We start from the raw sequence: 21,015 nt of genomic DNA on the forward strand, positions 1-21,015 counted from the left end.
GGTGCTCCGCGACGACCACACGTACCAAGCCGACCTCGCGCTCGTACACGACCTGGGTTTCGGGTTTCACGGCGACCGCTGCGCACCGGGCATCCGCGATCTGCTCGAGCCGGTACGCCGACGCGGCGGACTGGTGCTCGAGCTCGGCTGCGGCAGCGGTTCGTTGACCCGACACCTGCTGGCGGCCGGGCACCGCGTGCTCGCCACGGACGGTTCGCCGGCCATGGTCGCCCGGGCCCGGGCCGCCGTGCCCGCGGCGCAGGTTCGCCGGCTCGTCCTGCCGGAAGACCCGCTTCCTTCCGTCGACGCCGTCGTGGGTGTGGGCAACGTCCTCAACTACCTGCGTGACGAGTCCGAAGTGGAGCGGGCGCTGACGGCGATCGCCGCGGCGCTGCGGCCCGACGGAGTGCTCGCCCTCGACCTCGTCGACCGTCGGTGGGGTGAAGATCCCCGGCACCTGGCGCCGATGGGTCGGGTACGGCCGAGCTGGGCGGTCTTCGCGACGTCCGCGCTGCCCGATCCTGGGCTGCTGGTCCGGGACTTCACCACGTTCGTGCGCGCGGAGGACGGTGGCTGGCGCCGGGCCGACGAACGCCACGAGATCCGGCTGCTGCAGGGGCAGCGGGTGGCCGACCACCTGCGCGCAGGCGGTGTGGAAGCCACGGTCAACCCGTCGTTCGGCGCCGAGCGGCTGCGGGCCGGCATGGTCGCCGTCATCGGTCGTCGCACCGGGTGACGCGCGGCGGGGGCCCGGCGCCTGCCGGGCCCCCGCCGGGGAAGCGGACTACAGCCGTATCGCGCGCAGGTCGACCAGGTCGAGCAGCATGCGCTCGACGGCCGCTTCGTCGATGCCGTACTGGTCCACCAGACGAGCCGTGATGTCGGCGATGCGGGTTTGCCCGTCGCACAGGCGCAGCACTTCCTCGGTGGCCGTGCTGATGCGGACCACCTTGCCGTCGAGGTCGCCCCGTTTGAGGAAGAGGAAGGTCGCTTGTTGGTCGTCGGCGGCGTCGTAGGGCGCGCCGGCACGGACGGCGGCGAGCAGGGTTTCGACGTCGCGGCGGTGGGGCCGGATGCGAATGGTGTTGCTGGCCACGGGCGCGCGGGTGCCCCATGACACCGGGTCGGAAAGGACGAGGGGGGCGGCTCCTCTGCGGGGGAACATCGTCGCGCCGTGCAGGCTTTCGAGGTCGAGGTGGCTCCAGAGCAGGTCGCGTTCGAAGAGGGCGGCGGGCTCGGCGACCGGCGGCAGGCCGGCGTCGGGCTCGCCGACGGCGTCGACGATCGCGTTGGCGGCCGCGTAGGCCCGATGGGCCTCCGAGACGGCGGGCCTGGTGATCGCCTCGCGGACGATGCCGTCGACCGCGTCGCCGAGCAGGGCCACCGTGGCCGGCATGAACCGGTTGACCAAACGCTGCCAGGCGGGCACGTCGTCCGTGGTCGATGGCGCCGCGCCAGCCTTGGCGGCGATCGCCCGCTCGAACAAGCGCACGAACGCCTCGCCGAGACCTTCGTCGGCGGTGGCGTCCGGGCCCTGCGCGACGGCCGCCCCGGCTTTGCCGATGGCCCGCGCCGCCTCCGGATCCGTGATGATCCGATCCAGGACACGGCTGAGCTCGTCGGTGTCGACGGGGTTCTCGACGACGAGAACGTTCTCGCCGTGCCGGAGCTCGTCGCGGTTGTACTGCTTGTCGGCGATCTCCCGGGAGACGACGAGACACGTGCCCGCCGCCATCACCTCCCGCGGAATTCCGGGACTGTGGATGGGGACCGGGAAGTCGCGCTCCAGGAAGCAGCCGGCGGTCAGGGCGCGCAGGAACTCGGGCACCCGCCAGGGCGGCATGAAGGGCAGCGTCCACGTCGTCTCCGCGAGGCCGGCGGTGTCGACGGCCCGCAGGAACCGCTCGCGCTGGTACCCGCCGGACATCACGAGCAGGTTGAACCGCCGGCCGGACTCTTTGCACCGGCGCAGCGCCGCCACCAGGTCGTAGCTGCCCTTGAACTCGCTGAGCTTGCCGTAGATGCCGATGGTGGGCAGCTCGTCGGGCATCGGTGCGGTGTTGGTGATCCACGGATGGCCGGCCGCGGCCAGCGCCGCGATCCTCGCGTTGACGTCGAGCGGCGTCACGTTCGGATCACTGAACCCCACGGGCGCACCGCGGGGCGGCATCGAGGCGACCCGTTCGGCGGGGATGCCGTACCCCTCGATCGTGCCCGGATTGGCGACGATGAGATCCGCTCGCCGCAGCACCTCCCGGTAGGCCATCGAGAGGTCCGGGTGGGCGAGGAGCCGGGTCCGGTCGCTGCCCGCATGCTGCACGACGTGCGGGCGCCCGGTCCACGCGGCGGCGAGGTGGGCGGCCAGGCCGTACGGCTCCAGGTAGTAGGAGAAGACGACATCGGCGTCGATGCGCCGGATCTCCTCGGTGGCCAGGGCCGCCAGCTTGGTGGCGAAGGGCTTGTGGTCCGGGATGTGCGCGGCGTGCTTGCGGCCCAGCGGTGAGGTCGCGACCAGCGTCACCGACCCCCCGTTGGGAAAGGTCGCCTCCAGCTTGGCCCTGTCGGCCGGCTCCATCCAGATCCGGTAGTCGTCTTCGACCTCGTCGGCGTTCGTCACCACGCTGACCTGGTGACCCGCAGCGGCCAGGGACATCACCAGCCGGTAGCTCAACGCGCTGACCCCGCCCTGGATCGGTGGGTACTTCACGACGGCGCAGATACGCATCTCTGGTTCCTCATTCGCGCGTGACGGACAGGACGGTGAGGCCCGCGAGGCCTCGAAGGGTCGCGAGGGCGCCTTCCCGGTGGCCGGCGTCGTCCCCGGCCACCTGGTCGAGCAGTTGGTCGACGGTGTGCCGGCCGTCGCAGCGCAGCAGCAGCTCGACGGTGGCCACGCCGATCCGGTGGAACAGCGGGCGGGGCTGGTCCCAGACCTTGCGCAGCAGGACACCCCCTGGTCGTGGTGGCGCGGCGGCGAGGGCGGCCAGTGTCGTCTCCGCGGGCAGCGCCAACACGTCGATGCTCGCCGCCACGACGCGGACGTCGGCGGTCATCCAGGGGCGTGCCTCGCCGCCGAGGTCGGCACCGCCGGCGCCGGCCGTCACCGCCTTGTCGCGGGCGGCCGAGGCCGCCGCGTTGTCGCTGCGCAGGTCGGCGATCGCGAGCTCGAAGCGCGCGAGATCGAGCAGCCGGGGCGGGATCCGAGCCTCCTGCCGCGTCAGCCAGGCCACGAAGTCGGTGCCGTGCGTCGCCGGCCGGAGCATGTCGAGGTCGGGGCGCAGTAAGGCGTCGTCCACATAGGTGCCAACCAGCCGGTAACCGTCGAACTCCCGGAGAACGGCCATGGTCTGCGGAAGGCTCTGCTCGAGGACCGCGTGGCGTTTGCCCCTGATGATGCCCTGGCTGAGCTGGATGGTGGCCGGGGACGCCGAGCGCAACAGCTCCAGCTCGTCCGCGTTGAGGCCGTACGTGGTCCGGACCCGGTCCGGATCCCGGTACAGCGCGATCAGCAAGCTCTGGGAGACGAGCACGTTCGCGTACGCCTCGTAGAAGGCCGGCCCGATCATGCGGGCGCCGCCGCTCGCATGGCGGATCGGGCCCGCTCGACCTCGCCGAGCAACTCGCCGAAGTCGTCGGGGAAGTCCTGGTCGCGTTCGATCAGCGACGCCTTCAGCGGTGCGCGCCGCAGCAACTCGTCGAAGAGCGCCCAGACCGGCTCGGGTACGGGCGAGGAGTGCGAGTCGAGCAACGTCTCGTGTGCCTCCGTGCCCCCGGCCAGATGCACCTGGACCACGCGCTCGGTCGGGATGGCGTCGAGGAAGCCCGCGGCGTCGTAGCCGTGGTTGCGCGCGTTGGTGTGCAGGTTGGTCAGGTCCAGCAGCAGCCCGCACTCGCAGTGCTCGCAGAGCTCGGCGATGAACTCGGCTTCGGTCAGCTCGGTGCGCAGGTCGACGTGGTAGGTGATGTTCTCCAGGATGAAGGGCACACCGACCCGCTCCTGGATCCGTTGGGCCTTGCGGCCGAGCTCCTTGGCCAGCGCCCGGGAACGGGGGAGGGGTGTCAGCGAGCCCAGCGAGACGCCGCCGGCCCGGGTGAAGCAGAGATGGTCGCTGAAGTACGGCGCGTCGATCTCCTCCACCAGCGCGGCCAGTGCGTCGAGGTAGTCCTCGTCCACCTCGCCGGGAGTGCCGATCGACATCTCGATGCCGTGCGGCACGATCGGGAACGCCGCGCTGAGCTCCGCCAGGCGTTCGCGGCCCTGTACCGAGGCGAAGAGGTAGTGCTCGCTGATCACCTCGAGCCAATCGATCCGGTCGCGGTGCTCCATTGTCGGCTGGTGGATCTCGCGCCGGTAGCCGAGTCCGCTACCCAGGTGCGGTAGGTCATGCAGGGGTGTCACGGGATACCGCCTTTCGCGGCTGGTCGACCGACGGTAGGGCGCCCGGCCGGCGGGTCCACGCCCGCGCGGCGCGCGCCGCCCACCGGCCGGACGGTCGGGGACTCAGATCTCCAGCACGGTGTGACCGGTCGAGATGATCGTGCAGCACGAGCCGCACAGTCCGCCCTGGCAGGACCCGTAGCAGTTGCAGGTCAGGGCGACCGGGCCGTCGCCCGAACCCCCGATGAGCGTCTCGGTGGCGACCGTTTCCAGCAGGAACGGTTCCTGCCCGGCAGTTGCCCCCGTCTTGGCGATGGTCATTACTACCTCCCTCGATAGTGCGGATGCGGCACCGGCCCGAGGCCGGCGCCAGACAACGTCCCAGGCGGACCTACACGTCGCGCACACAGCGCCGGCCGTGGGCGTAGCAGGTGTGTAGCTCGGCCCGTGATGCTCCAGCGGTGTTCACCACGGCGACCGGGGAGGCGCTCGCTCCGTGCTTCGTGGCGCCGCGGGTTCGTGGGTTGGCCGTGGCGCCCGACGGCGACCGGTATGCCCTGGAGATCGACACGATGACCTCGTCCGGTGGCCGGCTGCCACCAGCGGTGTGGTTGGGCCGGATCGGCACGCCGCCCCGGCCGGCGTTCGTGGGTCGCCAGGTCACCTTGCTCTCCGGCGGGGTGGCCCTGTACCGGGCGCGCTCGGTGGAACGGCCCGGCCGCGACGCGCTGTGGCGCCGCGACGAAACAGCGGCGGCGGAGGAGATCGCCGCGCCGCCCGGAGGCGTCGCCGGCTACCGTGCCGCCACGCGGTCCGGGGTTGTCGTCTATGCCACCCGGACGCCCCACAGCGCCGATGCCGTGCTCTTCGACGGCGGGCAACCGGTTGGGTCGTTGCGCGGCGACGGCGGGGGGCGGCCGCGGCTCGTGCTGCTGCGGCCCGGGTGCGAGCCGACCGCGCTACCCGATCCCCCTGATGGCGTCTTGGACGGAGCGTTCGACCTCAGCGCGGACGGCACGCGGATCGTGGCCACCTGCCGCCTGCGCGGTGGAACCGCCTACCGAACCGTCCTGCTCGTGGCCGAGTGCGACCGGCACGACCGCTGGCGGTGGCGAACCGTGCTCGACGACCCGGAGGGCTCGTTCGCCCATCCGGTCCTGAGCCCGGACGGCCGCAGGATCGTCTGCATGCGCGGCGACAGCGGCCGCAGGCGCTCCGGAAACAACGCGGGCACACCCCCGGACACCGCCCTCTGGATCGCCGACCTGGACCCTCCGGGTGGCGCCCGCCGGGTGGCAGCGGAACTGGAGTGCCGGGCCGGCGAGGCGGCCTGGTCTCCGGACGGAGAGCGGCTCTACGTCTGCGCGGACCGCTGCGGCAACCGCCCGGTCTACGAGATCACCGTCGACGGCGGCTACCGGCGTCTCACCGCCGTCGGCGCGTTCGAACAGGTCGCAGCGGCCGGGGACGCGGTGTACGCACTGCGTTCCGCGCTGGACTCACCGCCGGCTCCCGTCGTGATCCGGGCGTCGGCCGTTCCCGGACGGCGAGGGCCGTACCCGCTGGGAATGCCGGCGGCGGCGGGTCGGCCGGGCACCCTGGAGCGTGTCTCGGTGGTGACGGAGGACGGGCACCGCGTTCACGGATGGCTTTGCCGGCCGCCGAGCACCGGCCGAAAGGTGCCGTTGCAGGTCTGGCTGCACGGCGGCCCGTACGCGAGCTGGGCGGCCTGGTCGTGGCGCTGGAACCCCTGGCTGGCCGTGCGGCGCGGCTACGCCGTCCTGCTACCTGATCCGGCACCGTCCATTGGGTACGGACGGGCCTTCCGGCGCAGGGCATGGGGCGACTGGTCAGGCGCGCCGCGTACCGACGTGTTGTCGATCGTGGCCGAGGTGCGTGGACGTCCCGGCATCGACGCGTCCCGCGTGGCCGTGCTGGGCTCCTCGTTCGGCGGTTTCCTGGTCAACCTGCTGGTGACGCGCTCCGACGCCTTCCAGGCGGCGGTCAGTCACGCGGGGATGTGGGACCTCGCCGCCTTTGCCAGCGGCAGTGTGGTCGCGGCGCCGTTCATCGCCGAGTTCGGGCATCCGGTCGATCCGGCGGGAGCGGGCTACGCGGCGCACTCGCCCCGGACCGGTGCGGCGGCCGTCCGGACGCCGATCCTCGTCAGCCACGGCAGCCGGGACGACAAGGTGCCCTACACAGAGGCGCTTGCCCAGTACGCCGACCTGTGCCACCTCGGCAAACCCGTGCGGCTACTGCTTCTTTCCGACGAGGGCCACGAAATCGCCCGGGCGGCGAACGTCCAGCTGTGGTACGAGTGTGTCTTCGCGTTCCTGGCCCACGTCCTCGACGGGGTGCCCTTCGAGGTGCCGGGTCCGCTGCGGCGGGCTTGACGTGTCCTATGTGCTTGGTTGGTGATGGCGGGCGCGGTCCGCGTGGGCCCGCATCGCGCCGCGGGCGATAGCCACCGCCGCGTGCTCCGCCTCGGTGTCGAGCCCGAGGAGCCGGTTGCAGTGCAGGTGGACCAGGCTGGCGGCGACACCGGCGGGCCGTTCGGTGAGATGAAGCCGGCGGCCCAACTCGGCCAGGGCCGACCGGCGCCGTGTCCAACTGGCCACCAGAGCGTCCCCAGCGGGTAGAGCGCGGATCGAGGCGAAGTCGTCCGCTGGGTCGACGAGCGCTACGGCCGAGCGGCGCATGGAGGTGAACACGGCGCGCCCGGCCGCGCTGACCGGTCGGGCGGACCACGCCGCGGTGAGCTCCGGGTCACCCAGCGAGCGCACGAGGTCGACGATGCCGGCAGCGGCGACCAGGAGAGGCTCGGCGCCGACCGGAGCGGAGCGCAACTCGTCCAGCACGGTCAGGCTGTCGGCGGTGAAAACGCGCTCGGCGGCCGCGATCGCGTGGAGGCCCCCATACCGCTCGATCTCGGGCTCGTACCCGTCGAGCAGCAGTTCGCCGGCGAGCCCTCGCCGGCGCAACATCTCCGTCCAGTCCCGGACGGCCGAGAGGCCGGCGCTCCACAGCCGCTCGTCCGTGGAACGGAAGCGGAGCCGCAGGTGCGAGGCCGGATCCGCGAACCGGACGAAGTGCCAAGCGTCCACGTGGAGAGGACCGAGGAGCGCGTCGAGCAGGCCGGGCAGGTGCTCGCGCAGAACGATCAGCTCTGTCGATCGGGGTACGTAGAGCCGGGCAGAGAGCCACGAGCCGCCCGGCAGGACGAGCCGGTCGGAGCGTGGCGGGGCGCCGCGTACGGAAACGGGCTCGGGCGGTGCCGGTCGGGGCCCGGTCAACGGGATCACCAACTCGACCGTGTGTGCGCCATCGGGTCCGGTGAACCACCCGTCCGGGCAGTCCTCACCGCCGGGCAGTTCCAGCAGGCATGCCCCGGCCGTGCGAGCGACCTGCTGGCGCAGCATCCGAAGATGCAGGGGATCGGTGAGGTTCACTGGAATGTACTGGTCGTCCGCCGTACGCAGCAGCGCGGCGTCGGGGAGCCGGACGGCCTCTCGCCAGCGGGCGAACCGGTCTGCCCAGGACGCCGCGTCCGCTGCCGGCCCGGTGAGTGCGGGACTGAGGTTCCAGCGGGCCGATGACAGGACGGTACGACCGAGGCGGATCCGCGGCAGGAAGGGCGCCTCGTCCAGCCCGGCCCAGTCCCAGCCGGTGAGCTCACCGCGGTAGCCGGTGGCGAGCTCGTCGAGGAGACGAGCGACAGGCGATTCGAGCGCGCCGGGATGCAGCAGGTCGAACCGGATGGGCACGACGTCGCGTCCGTCGTCGAGCGTGACCAGCCGGAGCCGGTGCTCGGTCGCGGTGACCCCCAACGCCGACAGGGGCAGTTCGCCGCCACCGCGGAGCCCAGGGCCGACGCCGACGCGAATGTGGCGGTCCATCCAGTCGGGGGCGGCGCCGCAGTTCGCCGCCTCCTCGCCCGCCGTGCGGCAGACGAGGACGGCATGCCGCACGGCGCCATCGGTGTACGCCGCCCGCACCGCTTCGCGCACCGGGCCCGCCGCCTGGCCGAGGAGCGCCGAGAACCGACCGAACGACGCACCGAGCCGACGGGTCCCCAGCGACCTACCTAGGACCAGGCGGAAGTCGCCAGCGTCCAAATGGGACGGTGATGCGGCACGGAGGACCGCGTACAGCTCTACTTCGGCGGGAGCGTCGACGTCGCGGTCCTGGTTGGCCAGGCGAGCCACGGCCGCCTGGTCGAGGACGATCTCACGGGCACCTTCCGCCACTGCTGCGTGCACGTACTCGGCGAGGAGCCGGCGCCGGCCCGGCAGCGGCGTGGCGGGTGCGCGGTTCCGGCCAGTGATCGGACCGAGCCCGGTGGCGCCGAGCAGCTCGGCGAGCGGCACCACCCGTCGAGGGCCGTAGCGGTGGAAGAAGCGCCGGTGGTAGGCGGCCAACGGCGAACGCCGCGCCGGGCCGGACATCCGCCAGATCGCCTCGACCGCCCGTGCCGCCTCGTCGACGACACCGTGGGGCAGCCGCACCTCCGCGTCCAGCCGCAGGTCGACGCGGATGGGCCGATCGGCCGCTTGGAGCGACCGCATCGTCGCGCTGACACGGTCGAAGATCGCCGCCCTTCGTGACGGGATCGCCGCCTCGTACTCGCGGAGCCCGGAACGGATGTGCCGCAAGACCGGATTCGCTGGGTGGTCCGGCCGATGGGCCAGCCGGTCGAGCACGTGGCCAAGGCCGTCGTCCACCTCGGAGGTCGGTGTGAGGTCGGAGTGGAGGAAGCCCAGCGTGACCAACCGTCCGATCAGTTCGGGCAGGAAGCGGGTCGGCGAGTCCGGCAGGGCGTTGGCAGCCTCCTCCAGCAGGCGTGCGAAGCCGATCGGAGCGCTCGCCGTGCGCAGTAGCGTCCGAATGGGCTCGGTGGCCTGGACGACTGTCTCCACCCCACGTCGCGGTAACACCAGGTGGTCACCGCGCTCGTGGACGGTCGCGTCAGCGACCAGCCGCGCTCGCGCCAGCAGGTCCGGCTCCCGCTCCAGCCGGGCGGCCACGGAGAGCAGCCAGGACGCGTCCGGCCGGGCGTGGTGGTGGTGCCGCACGCCGACGCGGACCCGGGCGCTGTCCCCGATGGTCCCGATCGCGATCCCCGCGAACAGCCCTGACGGCGTGGGTCGGTGACTCATCCGCAACGCGTAGCCGGTCAGGCCGGTGGCCAGTCGGACAAGGCGCGAGCCGCTCGCCGAGTCACTGCGTTCGGCTGCCTCTGAGAGGCTCGGGCTGGCGAGCCGAACCGCATCGAGCAGCTCGGGTCGGCCGACCAGGTCCCGCACGTACCGTCGCAGGTGGACGTCCGAGACTCCACCGGGCGGCGGTGGCGCGGAAGCCCGCGGCAACGCGGGTGCGCGCACGAGGACGAACCCGGTCGCGGTGAAGCGTGGCTGCTGGTGGCCGACCATCGGCTACCGTCCGAAGGCGGGGGACAGCCAGGGGGAGGGGTCTCCGTTGGAGAGGGCGGGGTCACGATCGAGAATCGCCCGTTGGATCCCGGCCAGCAGCGGGCCCGGCTCCAGACCGAGCTCTTCGGCGAGGGTGTGGCGGGCGTCGGCGAACGCGTTGAGGGCCTCACCGACCCGTCCGGCCCGGTAGAGCGCGATGATGAGCTGAGCGCGTACGCGTTCGCAGAGCGGATCCGCGTCGACCGAGGCCCGTAACCCGCCTACCAGCTCGTCGTCGAGGCCCAGCCGGAGCCGTGCGTCCGTCCAGTCGCGCACCGCGGACCGGTGTTGCTCCTGCAGGCAGTCGATCCAGCGGTCGATCGCCGGGGTCGTCGGCAGGTCGGCCAGGGGTTGGCCCCGCCACAACGTGACCGCGCGGCGGATCGACTCGGCCCCCTCGGCCACGTCGCCGCGCCGCAGTTCGTCCCGTCCCTGGTTGGTCAGCTGCTGGTGCGCGAGCGCGTCAAGCTCGCCAGCGTCGATCGCCAGCCGGTAGCCGGTGGTGGTGCAGCTGAGCCGGTGGCTGGAGCCGTCGACGGCCAGGGTGTTACGGATCGCCCAGACATAGGTGTAGAGGTTGGCGGCAGCGGATGCCGGGGGCTGCTGACCCCAGAGCTCGTCGACCAGCATGGACCGGGACACGAGCTGATTGGCGTTGGCAAGCAAGAGCGCGAGCACAACCTTCGGCTTGACCCGGTGAAGATGCTGCACGGTCGCGCCGCGACGGATCTCTAGTTGCCCCAGGACGGAGAACCTCACCAAGCGATCCCTCTCGTCTGCCCGATAAGATGGCGTGCGATGGCTGACCAGGTCATGGCGCATGGCCGAAACGCTAGAGCAGGGCGCTTATCGACCGCTTAGCATCCATGGATCAGGGCCTATACAGCGCCGCCCACAGGGGGAGTCATCCAGTGAAGCTGCGCCTGCTCGGACCGGTCGAAGCCTGGAACGGCGACGTCCCAGTGCCACTCGGGCCACCTCAGCAGCGCTGCCTGGTGGCGATGCTCGCGATGGAGGTCAACCGGGTTGTCCCGGTCGAGCGGCTCGCCGGTGTCCTGTGGACCGGTGAGCCCCCGAAATCGGCCCGTAACGCGGTTCAGGTGGGCATTTCGCGATTGCGTCGACTCTTCTCGCAGCATTCCGACGACGGCCCGGTGCGACTGGTCACCAAGGCACCCGGCTACCTGTTGGAAGCCAACCCCGACGACATCGATCTGCATCGGTTCAATCGGCTGGTCGCATCCGCCTGGGACACCGACGACGACGAGGCGCGGGCGAAGGTGCTGCACGAAGCGCTCGCGCTCTGGAACGGGCCTGCCCTGGCGGACCTCGATCCCGCCGTACGCGAGCACCTGGCTCCCGGACTCGACGAGGCGCGTTGGTCGGCGATCGAGGAACGGGTCGCCGCCCAGCTGCGTCTCGGCCACCATGACGGCCAGCTCATCGACGAGTTGCGCGAACTGGTCCGGATGCAGCCGACCCGGGAGTGTCTTGCCAGCCAGTACCTCACCGCGCTGCATCGGGGCGGCCAGCGTGTCGCGGCGCTCGACCATTACCGTCGGGTGGTTGACCAGCTCGCTCAGGAGCTCGGGGTGCGGCCAGGCGACCGGTTGCAGCGAGTCCACGACGCCATCCTGCGCGGTGAGCCACTCGGTCCACCCGTCCGGAAGCCGGCACGACCGGCCGCCGTGGCACCTGCGCAACTTCCCGCCAACACGCCGTCGTTCGCCGGGCGGGTAGCCGCCCTCACCTGGCTCGACGACCTGCTGGACGCCGGCCCGAGCGCATCGGCCATGGCGATCGCGGCCGTATCCGGCACAGCCGGCGTCGGCAAGACCACGCTGGCCATCCACTGGGCGCATCGGGTGTCCGACCGATTCCCGGACGGCACTCTGTACGTCAACCTGAACGGCTTCGGTCCGGCTGGCCAGGCACTGGATCCCGCCGAGGTGTTGCGGCGCTTCCTCGACGCGCTCGGCGTACCGGCCGCGGAGATCTCCCACGGCCTGGACGCCCGAGTGGCGCAGTATCGAAGCGTGATCCGCGGCCGCCGGATGCTCGTCGTCCTGGACAACGCCCGCGATGCCGACCACGTCCGCCCGCTGCTGCCGGACACGACCACCGCCGCCGTCCTCGTCACCAGCCGGCATCAGTTGACGGGTCTGGTTGTCACCGAATGGGCGCGCCCGCTCCAACTCGGACTGATGTCGCCAGCTGAGTCACACGAGCTGCTGATCGGCCGGCTCGGTCCCGACCGGGTACGGCAGCAGCCGGGCATGGCGGAGCGAATCGTCACGTGGTGTGCCGGGCTGCCGCTCGCCTTGGCCATCGTCGGCGCACGAGCCCAGCAGACCGAGTTCCCGCTCACGGCAGTAGCGGACGAGCTGGCCGCAGCCGACCGGCCGCTGGACGCGCTGGACGGCGGAGACTCGATGACCCGGATCCGGGCCGTCTTCTCCTGGTCCTACCACGCCCTCACACCAGGCGCGGCCCGTCTGTTCCGGCTGCTCGGCCTGAACCCCGGTGGCGACATTGGACTCTCCGCGGCGGCGAGCCTCGCCGGGCTGTCGGAGACCGAGGTGCGCGTTCAGTTGAGCGAGCTCATGTGGGCCTCTCTGCTCGCGGAGCCAAACCCGAGCCGGTACGCGCTGCATGATCTGCTCCGCGGCTACGCCACGGAACTCGCGTGTGACGAAGAAGATCCCGATCGGCGGCGAGATGCCTTCGGGAGGCTTCTCGACCACTACCTGCACACCGCGGTCGCGGCGGACCGGCAACTGAGCCCGCGGCGTCGGCCCAGCCTGATCCCATTGGGCGACCCGGCTCCGCACACCAATGTCGGCCGGTTCATCGAACCTCTCGCCTGGTTCGCCGCGGAGCGCACCAACCTGCTCGCCGTGCTCGGCCGGGCCAGCGACCTGGGAATCTCGACGCAGGCCTGGCAGCTCGCGTGGGCCGCCGACTCGGCTTTGGAACGGCAAGGTCACTGGTCGGATTTCGCCCATGCGTGGCAGCTCGCGCTCTCCGTCGCGGGGACGCTGCCGGACGTGCGAGCGCAGGCGTTCGCGCACCGCCGGCTCGCCTACGCGTGCATGCTGCTCGGCCACGACGACAACGCCGGCGCCCAACTGAGCCAGGCACTGCGCCTGTACGAGAGCTCCGGGGACGCGTTCGGGCAGTCGGTCGTCCACCACTCGCTGTCCAATCTCTACGACCACAGGCAAGACCCGACACGCGCACTCCACCATGCCGAGCAAGCGTTGACGTGGGCCGAGCAAGCCGAAGACGCCAACGAGCAGGCCGCCGCGCTCAACGCCATCGGCTGGTGTCACGCACAACTCGGCCACCACGTCGAGGCGCTGACCTATTGCCAACGAGCACTGCGTCTCATCGACCCCAACAACCACCGCGCGATGGCGGACACCTGGGACAGCATCGGGTTCGCGCATCACCACCTCAGCGACTTCGCTCAGGCGGCGGACGCCTACCGCCACGCACTGACGCTGGCCCGCCAAGCCGGGGCCCGCCATCTCGAGGCCACCGTACTGACGCACCTGGGCGACACCCACCACGCCGCCGGCGAACAGGCGGCAGCCCACGACGCCTGGGAGCCGGCCCTGAAGATCATGGTCGACATCGACGAAACGGCGGCCGACGAGATCCGCGACCGCATTGCCGTCGCCGCGGACCGGCGTCCGTGAGGCCCTTGAGCCTGCCGCTGCGGGCTCACGCGAGATCGCCCTTCGGGCAGCCGGCCAGGTCGACGACGGCGAGGTCACGCAGGAACTCCGCCCATACCGCGGCGGCGTTGTCCACCAGCCGTCGCTCCGCGATGTCCATCAGGCCGCTCACGCTGGTCACGACGGCGGTCAGGGCGCCGTCGGAGCGGCGGATCATCGACTGGACGAGCCGGACGACCTTCGGGGCCGGGTACTCGAAGCGGGTGATGACGTCGACCTCGTCCCCGAGGACCAACTCGTGCAGGTACTTGATCGACACGTCCAGCTCCACCGGCCCGAGGCCCGCCGCCGTCAGGTCTTTGATCGACAGGCCGGCGTCGGTGAGAGCGGCCCACCTCGCCCGGATCGAATAGTCGAGGTACCGCGGGCTCCGGACACTCCCGTTGGCGCCGATGTCGTCGCTGCCGACGGTGATGGACGTCGTGTGTGTCACGCCGTCGTAGTGGGAGGACGACGTCCGGCTGGGCGGGACGACCGTGTGGGGTGGGGTGTCCTTCGTCCGTGCGCTGGATCGCTCGAGAATGGAGCGATAGGCCGCTTGAACCTCGGCGCCGGGGTCGACGCCCAGTTCGTCGTGCAGCTTCCGGCGCAGCGAGTGGTAGCGGGCGATCGCCTCAGCCTGCTGGCCGGCGGCCGACAACACCAACATCAACCTGGCCTGGAGCGTTTCGTCGAAGAAGTGGTACGTCGCCACCCGTCTCAACGTGCCGAGCACGGAGCGACCGCCATCGAGACGAAGCGATAGATCGGCTGCCTTGACGGCGGAAACGGCGCACTCGTGGTCGATGGCACTGAATGGCGCCAATTGATCGGCCAACAGGTCCGCAGCTCCGGCACACGGTCCCCGCCACAATTCCAGGGCTTTCGCATAGGCCGACACCGCCGCTTCTGGATCGCCGGTGCTGACGGACGCACGAGCCTCCTCGGCAAGCTTACGAAAAGCCAGCAGATCCAGGTTGTTCTCGTCGGCCATGACGCGGTAGCCGCCTGCGTCGGAGGTGATCCAGCGTCCCTGGACCCGGGGTGCGATGTCCGGTTCGAAAAGCCGGCGCAGGTTGCCTATATAGCGGTGGACAATGTTCTTGGCACTTGCAGGGGGCTGGTTCCCCCACAACATCGAGGTCACCTCCGGGGTGCTCACCTGTTCGCCGGCCCGGGTCAGCAGGAGCGCCAGAATCAGGCGCTGCTGACGGGGGCCAAGATCGAGTTCCTGGCCATACCGCCGCACCCGGACCGGGCCCAGGATCTCGAACAGTAGGGGCGGGGACCTGTCGCCGAGATCAGCCATGGCTTGACCTTTCCGCCGCGCGGAGGCGGGCGGCCCTGACCCGCACGTGCTCGACCCGACGCCGGCATCCGGGCCTGGCCAGGGCGCCCGGACCGATCTCGCCGACGACCGATGGCGGCCGTTGCATGGTGTACTCCCCCCGAGGCGCCCGAGCCGGCGCCGTCGGTTACCAGGTTCGAGTCCGGGGCGTCCTCGTGCATCAGTCAAATGCACCTGATTCCAAGGCGGCGCCGCGCGATACCGATGCGCGGCGGCCCGAATGTCCGATCTTTGCCGGGCCGACGGCGTCGGGACCGGACGTGGCCAGAGTTCCTGAAGCGGTCAGGGTTAGGTCGTTTGACTCAAGACGCAGCCACCAGCCGTCGACCATGCAATAGGCTCGTACGTCAGTGCTGAGCCGATCGGGGCGTTGCCATGGGAGGTCTCTTCGGGCGGGAAGCCGAGCTCGCGCACATCGAGCGCTTCCTGGAGTCGGTTCGCTCCGGCGGCGACATCCGCATGCTTCGGGGCGACGCGGGAATCGGCAAGTCCGCACTCCTCGCCACGACCGCCGAACTGGCGGCCGACAAGGGCATGCGGGTGTTGCGGGCGTCCGGCTCGGAGTTCGAGGCGACCATCAGCTACTCCGTCCTCCACCAGTTGCTGGTGCCGCTGCGCGAGGAGATCGAGCACCTTCCTCCCGGCCTCCGTGACGCGCTGACGGTCGCGCTGGGCCTCGGCCCCGGAGCGGCGCCGGCCGCCCTGCTGGTCTGCAACGCCGCTCTGTCGTTGCTGGCAACTGTCGCCGAGCAGACGCCGATCCTCCTGCTGGTGGACGACGTGCAGTGGGCCGACCGTCCGAGCGCCGTCGCGTTGGGTTTCATCGCGCGACGTGTCCAGCGTTCACCGATCGGCGTTGTGGTGTCCTCCCGCACCGGCACCGGTAGTCATCTCGATTGGCGCGGCCTGGCTGAGTTGGAGGCACAGCCGCTCACCGAAGAGGCGGCCGCACGGCTGGTGGACGCCCGCTTCCCGGAGCTGCCCTCGCACGTCCGACGGCGCTTGCTCGATCTGGCACAGGGCAATCCGCTCGCGCTCGTCGAGTTGCCGGGGACGCTGTTGCGGTCGCCCGCTCACGAGTGCGAACCGACCGTTGTGGTGCCGCTGAGCGAAAGGCTTCAGCGGCTGTACTCCGCGCGGATCGCCGAACTGCCGTACGACACGCGCCGACTGCTGTTGATTGCGACGTTCGAGGGTCACGGAGACCTCCGCGTCGTCCGCGGCATCGCCGATCTCGCCCATCTCGCGTCGGCGGAGCGCGCGCAGATCCTGACGGTGGACGACGCGAAAGCCCGCGTCACGTTCCGCCACCCGCTGATGAAGTCCGCGATCGTCGCATCGGCGACTCACGAGGAACGCCGGCTGGCCCACCTCGCCATCGCCGACGTGCTCACCGGTGACCCGGGACGTCGCGCCTGGCATCTGGCCGAGGCCGCTGACGGGCCGGACGAGACAGTGGCGGCGTTGCTCGAGCAGTCGGCACAAGGGATCCTGCGCCGCGGGGATGTGCCGGGGGCGGTCGCCGCCCTGGTGCGGGCGGCCGAGCTGAGCGCCACCAAAGAGAACCGGGCCCGGCGGTTGGTCGAGGCGGCCTGGCTCGGGGCCGAAGCCGGTGGGGCGGGGAACGACCTCGGCCTGCTGCTGGCCGATGCCCGTGCGGCAAGTCCGGACTCCGCCACATCGCTGCGTGCGGCCAACGCGGCGGCGTTGCTGATGCTGGACAGCGGCGGTGACGTTCACACGGCGATTCGGCTGCTCGCCGGAGCTGTCGAGAGTGGCGATCATGGCTGGAAGGGCGAGGATCCCTCGCTTGACGAGGCCGTGCAAACGTTGCTGCTGCTGTGCTGGTACACGGGCAGCCCGGAGAAATGGGCGCTCTACCGTCGCATCCTGGACCAGTTCGAAACGGGCCCGTCGGATGTCCTTGCGGTGACGAGCGCGATCATCCCCGATCCGGTACGCACCGGTGCCGCCGCCCGGCCCGCGCTCGAAGCCCTGCTGCACAGCTTGGCGGGAGAGAAGGATTTCGCTCGAGCCATGCGGATCGGTTTCGCGGCCTCCTACCTCGACCGGCTCGGGGACCTACGGGGTGCGTCGTGGCGGCTGGTCCAGCACGGCCGTGCGGGCGGCGCGCCCCGCACACAGGTCGGCGCGTTGATGTATCTGTGCCTGGATGACCACCTCACGGGCCGATGGGACGAGGCCGAGCAACTGGCCCAGGAGGGACAGGAGCTCTGCGCCACGAGAGGGTCGCAGTTCCTGATCTTCAACTTCCTGTACTGCCGAGCCCTCCTCGCGGCCGGTCGAGGGAGGGTCGGCGAGGCCTTCGAGCTGGCGGACGAGCTGACCCAGTGGGCCGTGCCCCGTGGTGTCGACCTCGCGGTGACCATCGCGTACCACCCGCGCGTGCTGGCCGCGGCGGCCCAAGGTGATGCCGAATCGGCTTACCGCTACGCCACCGCGATCAGCCCGGCCGGCGAGCTGGCGCCGTTCGTTCAGGTGGCCACGTCCGTCATGTTCGATCTGGTGGAAGCAGCGCTGCGCACCGGCCGGACCGCCGAGGCACGGGCACACGCCGATGCCATGCGGGCGGCTGACGTGGCATCGCTCTCGCCTCGGATGGCGCTCATCCAGCACGGGGTCGACGCCCTGGTCCTCGATGACGAGGCGGCCGGCGTACGGCTCGAGAAGGCATTGGCGGAGCCCAACGCGGAGCGCTGGCTGTTCGAGGCGTCGCGCATCCGCCTCGCCTTCGCCGAGAGTCTCCGTCGCCGCAAGGAGCCCTTAGCCGCCCGAGCCCACCTGCTCAACGCGCGGATCGGCTTCGCCGCCATGGGTGCCGAGCCGTGGCTCGCTCGCACCGTCCACGAACTGCGAGCCACCGGGTATCGGCACGGCCCGGCCCACCTGCCGCCGACCGCCCTGACCGACCAGGAAATCGAGATTGCCGAGCTGGCCGCCGGCGGCCTGACCAACAAGCAGATCGCCGAGCGCCTCCACCTCTCGCATCACACGGTGAGCGCTCACCTCTACCGGATCTTTCCGAAGCTCGGCATCACGGCGCGGGCCGGACTGCGCGATGCGCTTGCCGGACAAGGCTCCGCGCGCAGACGCCGTTGAGCGGAGAGCCCCCGTGAACTCCGCGCGTGCGACTGCGTCCACATCGGCATGGAACCAACAACTCAGAAACCGTTCCTGGGCTTCTTCGACGGTGACGTCCACGGTCAGCTGGCGGACTTCCGCGAGCGGTGGCCGGTGGCGCCGCTGCGCCTGCCGGACGGACGGACCGGCTGGCTGCTGACCCGTCACGACGACGTGCGCCGCGCGCTGGCCGACCCGCGCCTCGTCAAGGACGGCCTGTTGTCCCCGCTCGGGTTCCGGCCCCAGTTGCCTCCGGAGGTCTACGCCGCCACCGCACAGAACATGCTGACCGTCGAGCCTCCGGACCACACCCGCCTGCGCCGGATGATCCAGGGCGCCTTTACGCCGCGCCGAATCGGAGAGCTCGCGCCGGCCATCACGGCCACCACGGACCGACTCATCGACGCGCTCGACACACCGGGAACGCACGACCTGGTAACGGAATTCGCCTTCCCGCTCCCGGTCGCGGTCATCTCGGACCTGCTCGGCGTGCCGCTGGACGAGCGCGGCGACTTCACGGAGTGGGCGAGCATTCTCGCCTCCGGCGTGCACCGCAAGAGCGAGTTGCCCGGCGCGGTGGTCGCGATGATCACCTTCATCCGCCACCTGGTGGCGGGCAAACGTGAGCGGCCGGGAGACGACCTGACCTCCGCCCTGACCACCGCGACCGACCAGGGTGATCAGCTCACCGAGGACGAGCTCGTCTCGACGATCTATCTGCTGATATTGGCCGGCTACGACACCACCGCCAATCTCATCGGCAACGGCGCCTGGCTGTTGCTGCGGGATCGCACGTGGTGGAGCGAGGCACGAGCCGATCCGGACCGGTTGCCGAAGATCATCGAAGAGATGCTGCGGTACGAGAGTCCCGTACAACTGGGAACCCACCGCATGGCTGCCGAGGACGTCAGCTACGGAGGTCAGCTCATCCCGGCGGGCTCGACCGTGTTGCTCTCGCTGCTGTCGGCCAACCACGACGACCGTGTTATGGCCGAGCCCGAGGTGTTCGAGCCCGCGCGCACCCGCAGCGTCCATCTCGCCTTCGGCCACGGCATCCACCATTGCCTCGGGGCGCCGCTTGCCCGTCTGGAGGCGCGGATCGCCTTCACCAGGCTGGTGTCATGCCTGCCCGAGACGCGCCTCGCCGACGGATTCGTTCCCCGCTGGCGGGCGAGCGCGCTGCTGCGCGGTCTCGAGGACCTCGTCGTGACGACGCGCTAAAGGTGGGGGAGTGCGCCTACCCGACCGCCTCGGGCAGGCCGATGAGCTCGGGGGCGCGCAGAAAACGGCTCCAGAGCTCGGCGACGTCGTTGACGAGCTTGCGTTCGGTCAGGTCCATCAGCCCGGTCGTGCTGACCACCTCGGCAGTCACGGCGCCGTCCGAGCGGCGCACGGCCGATTGGATGACCTTGACGTAGCGCGGCGCCGGGAACTCGAAGCGGGTGTGGACGTCGATCTCGTCGCCCAAGGTGAGCTCGCGCAGGTACTTGACGGAGTCGTCGAGATCCACGGGCCCGAGGCGGGCCGCGGTGATCTTCTCGAGTGACAGGCCGGCCTCGAACAGAGCGGTCCAGCGGGCGTGCACGGCGTAGTTGAGGTACTGGGCGCCCCGGACGTGGCCGTTGGTGTCGATGTCGTCGCTGCGGACGATGATGTGCGTCGAGTGGGTCATGGGTGATGCCTCCGCTGGTGTGGGCCGGTTGGGCGGGTGCCCGCATCTACTGACGCGCGCGAGGCATGACGGTTCACGTCGTGAGCCGAGACGAATGACTGATTCGGCGCCGGCCGGAGCGGCTGAGAGTAGACCCACCAACCGCGAGGAGAAGGAGGCCGGTGTGAGCGCGCAACTTAAGATCTTGTCCATCGGGTACGCGGGCGAGCGGGTTGCCGGGACGGTCGCACTGGTCCGCGACGGCGACTTCATCGCGGTGATCGATCCCGGCATGGTGGCCAACCGCTCGATGATCCTTGACCCGCTCGCAGCGGCCGGAGTGGACACCGGTGCGGTGACGGACGTCGTGTTCAGCCACCACCACCCGGACCACACAGTCAACGCGGCGCTATTTCCCAACGCCCGCGTCCACGACTTCCAGGCGACGTACCAGAACGACCTGTGGGTGCCTCGCCAGTTCGCCGACGACTCAGGCGTCAGCAGCCTCTCCGACGCGGTGTGCCTGGTGCGGACGCCCGGGCACACCGCCCAGGACGTCACCACGCTCGTCGAGACCCAGGACGGCCTGGTGGCGTGCACCCATCTCTGGTGGTCGGAGTTCGGCCCGGTGGACGACCCGTTCGCCACTGACCGCGATGTGCTGCGAGCTTCCCGGGAACGAGTGCTCGCGATGAACCCGGCCTTGATCGTGCCGGGCCACGGTGCGCCGTTCGCGCCGGACACCAGGACACCTTTCTAGCCCTGACACCCTTTGAGTCCCTCCGGCGGGTACGCCTCATTCCTCGAACAGCACCTCGCGGATGGACCGCATGGCGTAGTGGGCCCGAGATTTCACGGTGCCGACCGGGACGCCCAGCCGGGTCGCGGTCTCGGTGAACGAGTTGCCGTGCACGTACAGCTCGGAGAGGACGGATCGATGAGCGCGGCTGAGACTGCCGACAGCGTGCCGCAGCATGAGTCGCGCGACCATCGCGCCCTGGTCGTCGTCGCGCGAGTGGATCCAGGCGGCATCGGCCAGGATGACCTGCACGGGGCGCGCCTGCCGCCGACGGTGCGCGTCCACCACCAGCCGGCGCGCCACCGTGAACAGCCACCGCCGCTGGCCTTCCGGTTCCGGCGGCACCGCGTCGAGGTGCTGCCAGGCCCGCAGCATCGTCTCCTGAAACAGATCCTCCGCGGTGGGGAAACTGTGCGACGGAATCAGGCTTCGCAGAAAGGCGAGCAGCGAGCGACGATTATCGTCGTGAATTTCCCGCATGTACGAAGCCGGGTCGGACGCCATTCTT

General features: G+C 70.7%; 15 protein-coding genes. 6 read left to right on the plus strand and 9 right to left on the minus strand.

What is annotated here, in order from left to right; all coding sequences use genetic code 11:
* Position 1: 1 nt before the first annotated feature.
* The gene (locus BLV39_RS33090) at positions 2-736 is read left to right on the plus strand and encodes a class I SAM-dependent methyltransferase (protein ID WP_176985213.1); all 735 of its coding nucleotides are present in this window, start codon (positions 2-4) and stop codon (positions 734-736) included.
* Positions 737-784: 48 nt separating this feature from the next.
* On the opposite strand, the gene BLV39_RS33095 is transcribed toward BLV39_RS33090, so the two are convergent.
* The 4 genes from BLV39_RS33095 to BLV39_RS33110 all read right to left on the minus strand — a co-directional run bounded on the left by BLV39_RS33095 (position 785) and on the right by BLV39_RS33110 (position 4,699).
* A complete protein-coding gene (locus BLV39_RS33095) occupies positions 785-2,725 on the minus strand; it encodes a PqqD family peptide modification chaperone (RefSeq protein WP_090801016.1) in 1,941 nt (646 codons plus the stop codon).
* Positions 2,726-2,735: 10 nt separating this feature from the next.
* A complete protein-coding gene (locus tag BLV39_RS33100) occupies positions 2,736-3,566 on the minus strand; it encodes a hypothetical protein (RefSeq protein WP_090801018.1) in 831 nt (276 codons plus the stop codon).
* A complete protein-coding gene (locus BLV39_RS33105; RefSeq protein ID WP_204082741.1) occupies positions 3,563-4,399 on the minus strand; it encodes an MbnB/TglH/ChrH family RiPP precursor modification enzyme in 837 nt (278 codons plus the stop codon). Before BLV39_RS33105 ends, BLV39_RS33100 begins: the two co-directional genes overlap by 4 nt.
* A gap of 102 nt (positions 4,400-4,501) precedes the next feature.
* Entirely contained in the window at positions 4,502-4,699 is a 198-nt protein-coding gene (locus BLV39_RS33110) for a hypothetical protein (RefSeq protein ID WP_090801020.1), read from the minus strand.
* Positions 4,700-4,839: 140 nt separating this feature from the next.
* On the opposite strand from BLV39_RS33110, the gene BLV39_RS33115 reads away from it, so the two are divergent.
* The gene (locus tag BLV39_RS33115; RefSeq protein ID WP_090801022.1) at positions 4,840-6,774 is read left to right on the plus strand and encodes a S9 family peptidase; all 1,935 of its coding nucleotides are present in this window, start codon (positions 4,840-4,842) and stop codon (positions 6,772-6,774) included.
* A gap of 6 nt (positions 6,775-6,780) precedes the next feature.
* Here the strand turns inward: BLV39_RS33115 and BLV39_RS33120 are convergent, their stop codons facing one another.
* Together BLV39_RS33120 and BLV39_RS33125 are read right to left on the minus strand one after the other, a co-directional pair.
* On the minus strand, positions 6,781-9,810 hold the full coding sequence (locus BLV39_RS33120; RefSeq protein WP_090801024.1) for a lantibiotic dehydratase: 3,030 nt from the start codon (positions 9,808-9,810) through the stop codon (positions 6,781-6,783).
* Between the two features lie 3 nt (positions 9,811-9,813).
* The gene (locus BLV39_RS33125) at positions 9,814-10,608 is read right to left on the minus strand and encodes an AfsR/SARP family transcriptional regulator (protein ID WP_176985214.1); all 795 of its coding nucleotides are present in this window, start codon (positions 10,606-10,608) and stop codon (positions 9,814-9,816) included.
* A 152-nt stretch (positions 10,609-10,760) separates the two neighbouring features.
* Here BLV39_RS33125 and BLV39_RS33130 point away from each other — a divergent pair, with 152 nt between their 5' ends.
* On the plus strand, positions 10,761-13,550 hold the full coding sequence (locus BLV39_RS33130; RefSeq protein ID WP_176985215.1) for an AfsR/SARP family transcriptional regulator: 2,790 nt from the start codon (positions 10,761-10,763) through the stop codon (positions 13,548-13,550).
* Positions 13,551-13,575: 25 nt separating this feature from the next.
* Here BLV39_RS33130 and BLV39_RS33135 read toward each other — a convergent pair whose 3' ends face one another.
* A complete protein-coding gene (locus BLV39_RS33135) occupies positions 13,576-14,877 on the minus strand; it encodes a BTAD domain-containing putative transcriptional regulator (RefSeq protein ID WP_090801030.1) in 1,302 nt (433 codons plus the stop codon).
* A 414-nt stretch (positions 14,878-15,291) separates the two neighbouring features.
* Between BLV39_RS33135 and BLV39_RS33140 the strand changes: the two genes are divergently transcribed.
* Both BLV39_RS33140 and BLV39_RS33145 read left to right on the plus strand, forming a co-directional pair.
* Positions 15,292-18,036 carry an ATP-binding protein gene (locus BLV39_RS33140; protein WP_090801032.1) on the plus strand — a complete coding sequence of 915 codons (2,745 nt, stop codon included), beginning with the start codon at positions 15,292-15,294 and terminating at the stop codon, positions 18,034-18,036.
* 48 nt (positions 18,037-18,084) lie between these two features.
* Positions 18,085-19,278 carry a cytochrome P450 family protein gene (locus tag BLV39_RS33145; protein ID WP_090801034.1) on the plus strand — a complete coding sequence of 398 codons (1,194 nt, stop codon included), beginning with the start codon at positions 18,085-18,087 and terminating at the stop codon, positions 19,276-19,278.
* Between the two features lie 16 nt (positions 19,279-19,294).
* On the opposite strand, the gene BLV39_RS43290 is transcribed toward BLV39_RS33145, so the two are convergent.
* Positions 19,295-19,729 (minus strand): acyl-CoA thioesterase, encoded by a 435-nt coding sequence (locus BLV39_RS43290; RefSeq protein ID WP_176985216.1) that lies wholly within the window; start codon positions 19,727-19,729, stop codon positions 19,295-19,297.
* A gap of 163 nt (positions 19,730-19,892) precedes the next feature.
* Between BLV39_RS43290 and BLV39_RS33155 the strand changes: the two genes are divergently transcribed.
* Positions 19,893-20,468: an MBL fold metallo-hydrolase gene (locus BLV39_RS33155; protein ID WP_090801036.1), complete on the plus strand. Its 576-nt coding sequence runs from the start codon at positions 19,893-19,895 to the stop codon at positions 20,466-20,468.
* A gap of 36 nt (positions 20,469-20,504) precedes the next feature.
* Here BLV39_RS33155 and BLV39_RS33160 read toward each other — a convergent pair whose 3' ends face one another.
* Entirely contained in the window at positions 20,505-21,011 is a 507-nt protein-coding gene (locus BLV39_RS33160) for a sigma-70 family RNA polymerase sigma factor (RefSeq protein ID WP_090801037.1), read from the minus strand.
* Between the last annotated feature and the right edge of the window lie 4 nt (positions 21,012-21,015).

Source organism: Asanoa ishikariensis (genome assembly GCF_900107455.1).
GTDB lineage: Bacteria > Actinomycetota > Actinomycetes > Mycobacteriales > Micromonosporaceae > Asanoa > Asanoa ishikariensis.